The organism is Sphingobacterium sp. UBA7038 (assembly GCF_002494055.1).
Taxonomy (GTDB): Bacteria; Bacteroidota; Bacteroidia; order Sphingobacteriales; family Sphingobacteriaceae; genus Sphingobacterium; species Sphingobacterium multivorum.
This window is the reverse complement of record NZ_DLAV01000025.1, coordinates 177503-189956: the sequence shown is the minus strand read 5'-3', so window position 1 is coordinate 189956 and position 12454 is coordinate 177503. Positions and strand designations below refer to the sequence as shown.

Here is a 12454-nt window from a genome sequence, read left to right as displayed (position 1 = left end):
CGGATCAATATGGCAGTAGCCACCTGGATTTTTGTCGAGATATTTTTGATGGTATGTCTCAGCGTCGTAGTAATTTTGTAAGGGTTCCAGTTCAACAACTATTTTTGCCGGATATTTTTTGGCCAGTTCGGCAAGGCTTTCCTTGATAACCGGAATTGCTGAATCATTTGTATAGTAAATACCGGTACGATATTGTGTTCCGATATCGTTTCCTTGCTTATTGAGCGAGGTCGGGTCGATAGTCTTTAGGAATAAATCTACGAGCAGCTTTAAGTCAACGACTTGTGGATCGTAAGTGACTTTGACAGTCTCCGCAAAGCCTGTTTTTCCTGTGGAAACCTGCTCATAGCTTGGGTTTTTTAGATTGCCATTGGCATAACCAACTTCGGTAGCGGTCACCCCGCGGACCTGCTTAAGAAAATGCTCCGTACCCCAAAAACATCCCCCTGCAAAATAAATAACCTGCTCGTTCTCACCAGTAGGGTTCATAGCTTGTTTTTTAATTATTTTGGAATCACCAGTTTTCTGTGAAAAACCAAATTTGCTGAGCATAAATAAGCCTAATCCTAGTAATAATAATAAAAATACCTGTTTCATAGCGTTTCTCCATTCTTGTTTTTTAATATACGATGTAAAGATCCAGATCGGTTTTAATCAATTTAAAAATTGGGATTCTTTGCTTCGTTATTGGTAAGATATATCTAGTTATGAAATTCCATAAAGATCGATAGAGCGTTTTAGGATGATGGTACTTTTTTTACCTGAAGCAGACAATACGATACAGTTACCGATAGAAATCTATAGTTGAGTTGCTAAAAGTTGACGGATAGTGCTTCCCATTTTTAAACTTAAATGGATGTTTATTGTTTCCTATTCGAGATAATGCCCCTGGCGGATTAGCAATGCCCGATATTTATTAAACACACTTGATTTTGACACAAAACCCATATACTTATTCTCAAGTCCGAGCACAGGTAGGATCCAGGTATCTTCTTTATTCATTTTGTTCATCACGGATTCCATATTTTCATTTATCAGTACAATATCATTGGGTTTCTGGGCGAGTTTTTCAAAGGTACTTTCCAGTCCTTCCAATTCGCCAAGTAGAATCGAGAATAGATATTCGCTGTTGACCAGCCCGATGAATTTGCCATCATGGCTCACAATAGGAAATATATTTCGTTTGCTATGAATAATATCGTGCTGCCTAGATTTAGGGGTTTCATCGGGACGTAAAATCACAAAGTTGGTTTCCAGAACGTATTTGATGCGCATCATGCTTAATACGGAACGGTCTTTATCTTCATAAGATATTAGGTCTCCCGATTCTGCGAGCACTTTGGTATAGATCGAATGTTTGAGCACTGTTCTATTGATAAGGTAAGATATTGAACATACAAGCATCAAAGGAACCATCAATGTATAGCCTCCGGTCACCTCTGCAATAAGGAACATGCCGGTTAAAGGTGCATGCATGATGCCGCTCAGGGCACCGGCCATGCCAGCTACGACAAAATTAGGAACGTTCAGCTCTGCAAACCCTGTCAGATTGATTCCATAAGAAAATGCAAAGCCCATTAGTCCACCCATAACCAGACTTGGGCCGAATACGCCACCATTGCCACCACCATTCAGGGTAAAAAGTGCGGCAAATGATTTTCCGAAGAGCGTCAATAGGGTATAACCGAATACTACGAAACCCATATTGTGGTATTCGGAGAATAAACTATTCTTGACAATTGCGTTGAACTGCCCATTCAAAATTTGCTGTATGGTCAGATAGCCCTCGCCGTATAGCGCAGGAAATACCAGGATCATAAGACCCAGCGCAACACCGCTCACCCATACCTTGTTATAAGGGTTTTTGATTTTCCGAAACCATTGGTTGACAACGACAGATACGCGCGCAAAATATACGGTGTATAAGCCTATCAGTACAGCCATTAGCAGGTAGAAGAATAAGGCGGATACCTGCCAGTAGGAATTAAAGTTCGTAAATAGGGGTTCACTGTAGAGCAGCCGCGAAACCACCGATGCCATTGCAGAGGAAATTAGCAGTGGAATAAACACAGGGATGGAAAATTCGGGTAGCAGAATTTCAATGGCAAAGATCATTCCTGCCAAAGGACTATTAAATGCGCCAGCAATACCTGCAGCTGCGCCGCAGGCCAGTAGCATGGTCACTTCTTTATATTGTAATCCAAAAAAACGCGCAATGTTTGAACCAATAGAAGATCCGCCCAAGGCAACGGGAGCCTCCAAACCACAGGAACCTCCAAATCCGACAGTGATCGCTGAAGTCACCACCTGTGAATAAATATTACTGGGATCCAGTCGGCTTCCTTTTCGGCTGATCGCGTAGATAATGGGTGTTATGCCATGTTCTATCTTTTTGCCTTTGATAAATTTTCGGACAAATAATACACTCAGCAGAATACCGATCAACGGAAAAACCAGATACAAAGAATACTTTAATTTCCAGTCAATATCGTTCTGGATACTTGTCGCAATAAAATGAGTCAGTCTTTTTAAAACGGATGCCATGAGCCCGCCAACAATACCGACCAAAAAGGCCAAGATGATGATAAAGTTCCGATTCGAAACTTTTCTCATACGCCATTGGTTGATATGGTCTATTTTTTTATAGAAAGTCTTTTTAAAATTTGCCATTTTTGAACTATTCAGCATACTAACTTACGCACAGATGAAGTAGCGTGCGCCAATATAGTCATTATTGCAAGCAAATAATTTGTATCGTCTTATAGTAGGTATTAATACTAACGTATTGTTACATAAATAGGCTTATACACGACTTTTTTTGCCGAACACCGACAATACCAAATAACCTAAAATTCCCGCCAGCAGGGAGGTCAGCAGAATCGATAACTTCGCTTCTTTGATATGCAGCGCGTCGCTGAAGGACAGGATGGAAATAAATATAGACATCGTAAAGCCAATTCCAGCCAATAAGCCTACACCCAGGATATGTTTAAATGAGCTTCCTTCCGGGAGACTACTAATCCCCAGTTTAGAGCAGACAAAAGTCATGATTAAAATGCCCAACGGCTTGCCCAGTAATAAGCCAAGGCTAATACCCAGGCCCATCGGAGCGACCAATCCTGTAAGCATCTCGCTTTCAATGCTGATATTGGTATTGGCAAATGCAAATAAGGGTATAATAAAAAAATTGACAGGCTTGACAAGCGCATGCTCCAGACGTTCTAAGGGCGACTCAAGGTCTGTATCATTGGTCGGGATAGTCATCGCCACCATCACACCAGCAATAGTAGCATGTATACCCGAATGATGAATAAAATACCAGATAAATACACCTGGTATCAGATACAGATAGGGGTTTTGTATATTCATGCGGTTCATGACAAACAGAATAACCATACCGATACCTGCATACAGTAAGTAGGTGGTTTCAATGCCCGACGAATAGAAAAAAGCAATCACCAAAATGGCGATCAGATCGTCCACGATAGCCAAAGCGGCCAAAAATACCTTTAAACTTGCTGGAATCCGGTTACCTAGCATACCGATTACGGCCAATGCAAAGGCGATATCTGTCGCCATGGGTATACCCCAGCCACCTGCTGTCGCCTGCCCTGAATTGAAGCTTAAAAAGATGAGCGCCGGTACAATGGCGCCACCAATAGCGCAAAGGATCGGGAGCGATGCTTGTTTAGGCGAGGAGAGTTCGCCTTCCACGATCTCACGCTTGATCTCCAGTCCCACGAGCAGAAAAAAGATAGCCATTAATCCATCATTGATCCAAAGCAGTGTGCTATATTTTAAATGTACGGTGTCAGAATCGAAACCAAAGGGTGTATCCAAAAATGATTGCAGCCCAGGACCAGCTGCGGTATTGGCTACGATGAGGGATAAAATGACGCAGATAAATAATAAAATGCCGCCAGCGTTACTTGACTTGAAAAAATTTTTAAATACGGTAAGATTAATCAATTGGCTCATGGTGTTGCGTGTTCTTTTTGGACCATAGGTCCATGTTCGGAAACTGAAATTTGGAATTGTCGAATACAGGGTCTTTCTTGGACTTCTGCTGCTCGCGATAGTCTGCATAAATAGCGACAACTTTTTTGTGAAGCAGGAGTATTGCAATCAGGTTGAGCCAAGCCATAAGCCCGACACCAATGTCGCCCAGTGTCCAGGCAGATTTGGCTGTACTGATACATCCGACATAGGTAGATACTAATATGAGCAGTCGCAGAATCCAGATAAGCACGGTTTTATGTTGTTTTTTTCGGCTAACGAAGCTGATATTGGTTTCGGCGATATAGTAATAAGCCATAATGGTCGTGAACGCAAAAAAGGCCAGCGCCAACGCGACGAAAGCATTTCCAATGCTGGGGAAATGATGTGAAACGGCCTGTTGGGTAAAGGCGGGTCCCATTTCCGTCGCCGGAAGATGTTGGACGAGAAATCCTCCGGCTGGATTTTCAACATTATATTGCCCTGTAAAGAGAATCATCAAAGCTGTTGCGGTGCACACAAACATGGTGTCGACGTAAACAGAAAACCCCTGTACCAGGCCTTGCTTGATCGGATGGGATACCTCGGCTGCTGCCGCCGCATGTGGTGCTGTGCCCTGTCCGGCCTCGTTGCTATAGATACCCCGTTTAACACCCCATGAAATTGCCATGCCGGCAATTGCGCCAAAGGTAGCTTCCATGTTCAAGGCAGATTTTACTATCAGGGCGATAACGCCGGGGATCTCCGTAAAATTGAGGGCAATAATAACTAGAGCCATAAGAATATAGGCGCCCGCCATAAACGGTACAACGTATTCGGCAACGGTGCTGATCCGCTTTACTCCACCGATGATAATAATCGCCAATAGTCCGGCAATAGCCAATCCGGTGATACTCGGCGACACATGGAAAGCGGACTCGACTGCTGCGCTGATACTGTTGCTCTGCACCCCGGGCAATAAAAATCCGGTACTGATGATCGTCACAATCGCAAAGGTCCAAGCAAAAGTCTTGGATCGCAATCCTTTTAGGATATAGAATGCAGGTCCGCCGCGGTATTCGCCATCATTGACCTCTTTATACATCTGACCTAGGGTAGCTTCGACAATAGCCGAGGCGCTGCCTAAAAACGCAATTACCCACATCCAAAAAATAGCGCCCGGCCCGCCCATGGCGATTGCTGTGGCAACACCAGCAATATTACCGGTACCTACCCGGCCTGAAATAGCAAGCGAAAAGGCCTGAAAGGAGGAAATACCTTTGTCGGAACTGTTGCCATTAAAAAGCAGACGGATCATTTCCCGTATTTGCATCAGCTGCGGGCAGCGGAAGCGTGCGGTAAAATATATCCCCGTTAGCAGGCAAAGGTACACCAGAGCGTCGCTCCAGATGATATCATAAATTTTATTGATTATTACGTCCATGTTGTATCATTGAATTCGTAGGCTGGCTAAAAGTAGGGAAAACCAGCCAAGGCTGCTTTAAATATCGAATAGATTTTGTTTATGTATTTTAAATATCTAATACGTATAATTTATATGTGTCCTTTGCCGCATCTACAAGGAATATTTTTGCTATTGAAAATTTTTATATTGTTTCCGGCTTGCGCCGGATAATTTATTTTTTTTAATTTTACCGGTATACCTTAAAATATTTTGATCAAAAAACGATTCTATAATCCGGCGCAATTGTTCATCTTTAGTTTCTTGGCATTGATTGTTATGGGAACTATGTTGTTGAAACTTCCCATTGCCCTTAATAAACCAATCTCCTGGACTGATTCGCTTTTCACTGCAACGAGTGCAGTTTGTGTTACAGGGCTTGTTGTTGTTGACACAGCTACCCATTTCACTGGCTGGGGCCAAGTTTTTATTTTATTGCTGATTCAAGCTGGTGGAATAGGAATACTATCTTTTGCTGGTCTTTTCGCCTATTTTTTAAAAGGGGGAAGCAGTTATGAAAATCAGCTTGCCATACGGGATTTCTCGAACACGCAACGACTGGGTGAAGTATTTACTTTACTCAAGCGCACGATCGCAATTACATTCGGAATAGAAGCTGTCGGTGCTGCCGTCATCTTTTGGACTATGGATGGTTTTAACGGGGCCGGTACGGCCGAACGCATTTTTATTGCTGTATTTCATTCGGTGTCTTCGTTCTGCAACGCTGGTTTTTCGACGTTGTCAAATGGCCTGATGCATCAACAGGTTTATTATAATTATGGGTTCCAACTGGCGGTAGCCAGTATATATATATTTGGCGGTTTAGGATTTCCAATTGTTATAAATGTACTTAAATATATCAAACACTTGATAAATAGGTTGTTCCATAAATGGACAACGAAGGAAAATTATTACCGTCCTTGGGTAATGACCATTAACAGCAAGCTCAATCTGATTACGACGTCTTGTATCACTGCGTTTGCGACTTTGGTGCTCTTTATCTCCGAATATAATCATGTTTTTGCTGATCATAGTGGTATAGGAAAATGGGTAGTAGCTTTCGCAACGGCGACAACACCGCGAACGGCAGGCTTCAACAGTATTGATTTTGCACAGCTGCATTTTTCAAGCATTTTGTTTATTATGCTATTAATGTGGATAGGAGCATCGCCAAACTCCACAGGCGGGGGGATAAAAACGAGTACATTTGCGCTCGCCATACTGAATGCGATCAGCTTGGCAAAAGGGAAAGACCGAACTGAAATATTTAGACGCGAAATAGCAGGGATCTCAATTCAGCGTGCTTTTGCTACGATGTTTCTCTCGCTTATAATTATAGGGATGGGAGTATACGCAATTTCATTTTTTGAGCGCAATCGGCCTTTGTTAGAGATCGCATTTGAATGTTTTTCGGCATACAGTACCGTTGGCCTTTCTTTGGGAGTTACAGGTGATCTGGCGGAAGGAAGCAAAGTCATATTAATTCTTTTGATGTTTGTTGGACGAGTAACCATGCTATCGGTATTAATCGCTTTTATCAAAAAGGCGCGCTATACGCACTATCGATATGCTGAAGAAGAATTGACAATATATTAGGTAAAGGTTCCCGTATTAGTTTTAATAACTATGGGAAGGGATGTACGTATAATTTGTAAAGAACATACAAGAATGAAATTTATCATTTTAGGATTGGGGAACTTTGGAGCTTCTCTGGCAGAAAAGCTCACTGCACAAGGCAATGAAGTAATAGGTGTTGATCGTCAGATCGCTAAAGTGACGGCATTGAAGGAAAAGATTACACATACGATTTGTTTGGACGCAACCGACGAAACGGCTTTTCACTCTTTACCGTTAAAAAATACAGATGTTGTGGTCGTCGCGATCGGTGAGGATGAAGGTGCCAATATTATGGTCAGTGCTTTGTGTAAAGAGGCTAACGTGAAACGCCTGATCAGTAGGGCCGTAAACAGACTGCATGAAAAAGTACTAGGTGCGCTAGGGGTGTCAGAGATAGCTCATCCGGAAGAAGAGTCTGCAGAACGGTGGTCCAAGCGCTTGTGTATGACAGGGTTTGTAGATTCTTTTGAACTTAATAGTAATTATTCGATTGTAGAAGCCATCGTCCCTAAAAAATATGTAGGACAAACGATTCAGGAGATCGGTTTCCGAGAAAAGTATGAACTATTAGTGCTTACGATATTAAAAAATACGGAAAAAAAGACTTCATTTGGAAAAAGTGTTGTAACCACAGTACTCCATGGTATTCCTCGTCCGGATACGCGATTGCGGGAAGGAGATATTTTGGTGATTTATGGCTACAACGATCATATCAAAGCGTTCCTCTAATGCTATCTTTTAATGATTTCGACACTGTCTTTTGGAAAGTGGTTTTTTAGCCATTTTTGCAATTTATCTTGTTGGATTTGTGTTAACGCGGCGGGGGAAGTATAAATAAATGCAATGAGATTTGCCACGCTATCGGTTTTTGCGTAATGCTGTTGCATTCCCATGCTATATGAATTTAATTCAGGGAACAGAACCTTAATATCCCGATCGAGCTCCGGACTTACGACCTGGTATTTTGTAAGTTCGTTGTTTAACGCGCGAATCGTTAGATCTTTCTCACTGACAGCTGCGGTACGTTTGTCTATTTCGCTAAGAATACTAGACTTTAAATCCAGGCTATCTTGGTGAATAATAAGTTTGGTGTTTTCAATTCCGAATGTATGCATTGTTTGTTCCAATGATTTTATCTCTTGACTACTGAACTTTTTTGCCAAAAAGGCTAATTCTAGCTTTTTCGGTTTACTGTTGAGCTGCATTTTTTCATAAATGACAGTATACCCTTTGTTGCTTAGTTCCTGCTGTACAAATTGCTTCACTTTATTGGTGTATTTTTTTTCCTGCAGCAGATTGTAAGCAAAATATATACTTGGTATGACGAGCGTTAGCGTGATAATTGTTATGCTTTGCGTAATCCTTTTTTCTCGTTGCTGATCTACATAATGAGTTTTTGGATAACGCAAATATTTAACAATAATAAAAGTCGCTATACAGATAAATACACAGTTGATAATATACAAAAACAATGCCCCTGCAAAATAGGCAAAATTGCCAATTGCAAGACCATAGCCCGCTGTACATAGGGGAGGCATAAGGGCTGTTGCAATGGCTACCCCAGGGATTGGATTGCCTTTGTCAACCCGAGTAATGGCTATAACGCCCACGAGGCCACCAAATATGGCAATCATTACATCATAAATATTTGGAGATGTGCGCGCGAGCAATTCGGATTGGGCTTCTTTGAATGGACTAAGCAGGAAATAGATAAAAGATACAACAAGACTGATGACTGTCGCAATCAGTAGATTTTTAATGGATTTTTTAAGCAAAGGAAAATCAAATGTTCCTAATGCGAATCCTGCTCCGACGATAGGGCCCATAAGTGGAGAAATCAACATAGCTCCAATAATTACTGCTGTTGAGTTGACATTTAAGCCCACAGAAGCTATGACAATAGCACAGGCCAAGATCCAAGCATTGGAACCCCGAAAGGAAATGTTTGCAACGACGTTTTCTAATACCGTCTCCTTTTTTTCTTCACCTTGATGCAGATCAAAAAAGCTCAAAATTTTATTCATACACTTTTCACCTTAGATTTAAACGAATATAGTAAACATCCTTTATCTTATAGAGCATACGACCAAATTATTTGGAAAAGCGTGGTATAATAGCTACAGGTTTTCAAACCTGAAAAAGATAAATTTCGTTTTTGGGTTTTTAACAAACAATTAGGCAAACTAATTGTTGAAATTATAATCATTGGTATATTAATTTGTGATTATAACAATAAATAAATATATTAAGCCCTACGCCTTACATTTTTAATAAAATATAACTATGAACAATTTAGCATTGAACGACGTCCAGGAACATTGGAATAATTTTATTTCCTCAGCCATTGCCTGGGCACCACGAATTATTACTGCCGTAATTTCAGCTTTACTGATATATTTAATTGGATCATGGATCATTCGACTGGTCAAGCGCATGATTGATAAGGCTTTCGAACGCCGGCAGATGGATGTCTCCTTGCAGCGTTTTTTAAGTAATCTGATCAGCTGGATTTTAAATATATTGTTATTTATCGTTGTAGTCACACAGTTGGGCGTTCAAACCTCAGCATTTGTTGCCATTATTGGAGCTGCAGGTTTAGCCATAGGTTTGGCCCTGCAGGGATCTTTATCCAATTTTGCCGGTGGAATACTGATCTTGTTATTGAAACCTTTTCGGGTAGGGGATTATATCACGTCCAGTTCAAATGTTTCGGGTACGGTCACCGAAATTGATATTTTCAATACCAAATTAAATACGCCTCAAAATCAGCAAGTGGTAGTTCCAAATGGGGTATTGTCTAATAGCAGCATTACAAATTATACCCAGTTGGGCACACGCCGCACTTGGTTCGATATTGGTGTCGCCTACAACGCTGACTTAAAACAGGCGAAAGAAATTCTGATGGAAGTGGTTCGAAATAATGATTATGCTTTTAAGGAGCCAGCTCCGCAGGTTGTGGTAACCGAACTTGGCGACAGCGCAATTAATCTTTCGGTGCGTGTCACCACGTCAAACGAAAACTTTTGGACCATGCAGGAACAGTTGATTATTAATTGTAAAGAGGCATTGGATCAAGCTGGTTTTGAAATACCATTTCCACAAAGGGATATCCATATTCGCAGCAATGCATGATTTGTGCGTAATAATGCATACGATTAACGTAATGATTGGTCGAAAGACCATAATGTAAACCAAATTTAATTCAAGTGATTTTGTCAAAATCGACATTTAATAAAGGAATCATTATTCCAAGCCTGCTCTTCATTATAGGGGTTTGCCTGCTAGCGGTGTTTTTTCCAACGTTGACAGTAAGTATTTTAGATACAATAAAACAGTTTATCTTTGTGAACCTCAATTGGGTATATGTCTGGGCTGTGACACTTTTTGTCATTTTCCTGGTTTACCTCATGTTTAGCAAGTTTGGTAATATCAAGCTCGGAAGTAACGACAGTAAGCCAGAATATACCTTCTTTTCTTGGATTTCTATGTTATTTGCTGCAGGTATGGGAATCGGATTGATGTATTTCAGTGTCGCAGAGCCGATGCAACATTTTTCGACCGAGGCTTTTGCCGGTAATCACTATATTAACCGAGCCAAAAATGCGCAGCTGTATACTTTTTTTCATTGGGGTATACATGCTTGGGCAATTTATGGTGTGGTCGGTTTGGCATTATCATATTTTGCATACCGCTATCGGCTTCCGCTTTCACTTCGTAGTTGCTTCTATCCTTTATTGAAAAACAAAATCAATGGAAAATGGGGTAATGCGATTGATGTATTTGCACTTTGCAGTACATTTTTCGGTATCACGACTACGTTGGGGTTCGGAGTGGTTCAAGTAAATGCTGGCTTGCAGACCCTGGGTCTAGTACCCGATAATAATTTTACCTATCAGATCATGATTGTTGGCGTGTTAACGCTGTTGGCTGTTTTATCTGCCACCTCAGGGGTCGATAAAGGTGTAAAGATATTAAGTAATATCAATATACTAACTGTTATTATTCTGTTGCTATTTGTTCTTTTCTTTGGACCTACAGTTTACCTTATTGGCAGTTTTACAGAAGGAATAGGCAATTATGTAAACAATTTCTTTAGTTTGACTTTTGATACACATGTTTATGACGAGGCAACATTACCCTGGTTTTATAACTGGACAATTCTATACTGGGCCTGGTGGATATCATGGTCTCCCTATGTGGGGCTGTTTATTGCTAAAATTTCCAAAGGGCGGACCATTCGTGAATTTATTGCTGCGGTACTTATTATTCCGACCATATTTAATTTTATCTGGATGTCTGTTTTTGGAAATAGTGCCATGTGGTTTGATATTAATATCGCTAAAGGCGCTTTGAGTTCTTTAGCAGATAATCCAGATGCCTTGATGTTTCGATTTTTAGACTACTTGCCTTTGTCGGAAATTGTCAGTTATCTAGTTATCCTTATTATTATTATCTTTTTTGTAACCTCGGCTGATTCGGGCATATTTGTTATGAATAGTATTGCTACCAAGAATGCTCCAAAGTCCCCAAAATGGCAAATGGTTTTTTGGGGCGCTTTGTTGGCCATCTTAGCGCTCATGTTATTGAACACGGGTGGACTGCAGGCATTACAAACTATGACACTTATAACAGCATTGCCATTTTCAATTATCATGTTGCTTTTTTGCGTCAGTTTGGTAAAAGCATTGACGATTGACCGAAGTTATTATGAGCGTGATTTTTCGGTGAGTACTGTGCCCTGGTCGGGCGAATTTTGGAAAGATCGCCTGCAACAGATTGTTTCTTTTAAAAGCCGTGAGTCGGTCGATGAATTTATGAGGAGTACAGTGAAGGCAGCGTTCGAAGATATGCAGGCTGAGTTTAAGGAGAATGGTATTGAATCAAAGATTCATGAGTCGGATAAACCAAATCGGATAGCTATTGAAATCCGACACGACCTAATCAACAATTTTATATATGGGGTCAAAAATCATTTTAAAGTGGTGTCCGATTATGTCGTCGAAGAAGAAAATCTCCCTGATATAGCCGATAAGAAAACTTATTTTCCGAAATCTTATTTTGGAGATGCTCGTGAGGGTTATGATATCCAGTATTTTACAAAAAATGAGCTGATAAGTGATGTTTTGAAGCATTATGAGCGCTTTTTAGAAATAATTTCAGAAGAAAAAAATGAAATGTTTATTAGCAGCAATGCCAACAAAAATCTGAGATGATCAGCAGGCTACGACGCATTGCTTAATATGTGAGATAGCTTGTGCCTAACCAAATCGAAGCTGCTTAATACCATTTTTATTCCGCGTTAAGCTATCCATTACTGGGGGAGGAATTTTATGAAAGAGCTCGAAAATCGGGCCAGCAGTCGATATTTAGTTCGTTTTTCTTCGGGTTTAAAGTGAAAGA

General features: G+C 40.7%; 8 protein-coding genes and 1 pseudogene. 4 read left to right on the top strand and 5 right to left on the bottom strand.

The features are described 5' to 3' along the window. Positions 1–21: 21 nt before the first annotated feature. From msrA to B3H30_RS17625, 4 genes and pseudogenes are all read right to left on the bottom strand, one after another. Positions 22–489, bottom strand: a pseudogene (gene msrA / locus B3H30_RS24780) (peptide-methionine (S)-S-oxide reductase MsrA); the annotation flags it as partial. 381 nt (positions 490–870) lie between these two features. Beyond that, the gene (locus tag B3H30_RS17635; protein WP_088161367.1) at positions 871–2670 is read right to left on the bottom strand and encodes a chloride channel protein; all 1800 of its coding nucleotides are present in this window, start codon (positions 2668–2670) and stop codon (positions 871–873) included. A 132-nt stretch (positions 2671–2802) separates the two neighbouring features. Then, positions 2803–3978: a Na+/H+ antiporter NhaA gene (gene nhaA / locus B3H30_RS17630; protein ID WP_286777169.1), complete on the bottom strand. Its 1176-nt coding sequence runs from the start codon at positions 3976–3978 to the stop codon at positions 2803–2805. Then, positions 3962–5419 carry an alanine/glycine:cation symporter family protein gene (locus tag B3H30_RS17625; protein WP_286777168.1) on the bottom strand — a complete coding sequence of 486 codons (1458 nt, stop codon included), beginning with the start codon at positions 5417–5419 and terminating at the stop codon, positions 3962–3964. The genes nhaA and B3H30_RS17625 overlap by 17 nt, the downstream gene beginning before the upstream one ends. Before the next feature lie 231 nt (positions 5420–5650). Here B3H30_RS17625 and B3H30_RS17620 point away from each other — a divergent pair, with 231 nt between their 5' ends. Both B3H30_RS17620 and B3H30_RS17615 read left to right on the top strand, forming a co-directional pair. Next, the gene (locus tag B3H30_RS17620) at positions 5651–7033 is read left to right on the top strand and encodes a TrkH family potassium uptake protein (protein ID WP_286727624.1); all 1383 of its coding nucleotides are present in this window, start codon (positions 5651–5653) and stop codon (positions 7031–7033) included. A gap of 72 nt (positions 7034–7105) precedes the next feature. Further along, the gene (locus B3H30_RS17615) at positions 7106–7783 is read left to right on the top strand and encodes a potassium channel family protein (RefSeq protein ID WP_070566542.1); all 678 of its coding nucleotides are present in this window, start codon (positions 7106–7108) and stop codon (positions 7781–7783) included. 2 nt (positions 7784–7785) lie between these two features. Here B3H30_RS17615 and B3H30_RS17610 read toward each other — a convergent pair whose 3' ends face one another. Continuing rightward, the gene (locus B3H30_RS17610; RefSeq protein ID WP_070566540.1) at positions 7786–9078 is read right to left on the bottom strand and encodes a TIGR00341 family protein; all 1293 of its coding nucleotides are present in this window, start codon (positions 9076–9078) and stop codon (positions 7786–7788) included. Positions 9079–9337: 259 nt separating this feature from the next. Between B3H30_RS17610 and B3H30_RS17605 the strand changes: the two genes are divergently transcribed. Both B3H30_RS17605 and B3H30_RS17600 read left to right on the top strand, forming a co-directional pair. Further along, complete coding sequence (locus tag B3H30_RS17605; protein WP_286834738.1) at positions 9338–10186, top strand: mechanosensitive ion channel family protein; 849 nt, start codon at positions 9338–9340, stop codon at positions 10184–10186. 74 nt (positions 10187–10260) lie between these two features. Further along, complete coding sequence (locus B3H30_RS17600; RefSeq protein ID WP_286777167.1) at positions 10261–12267, top strand: BCCT family transporter; 2007 nt, start codon at positions 10261–10263, stop codon at positions 12265–12267. The last annotated feature ends 187 nt before the right edge of the window (positions 12268–12454 follow it).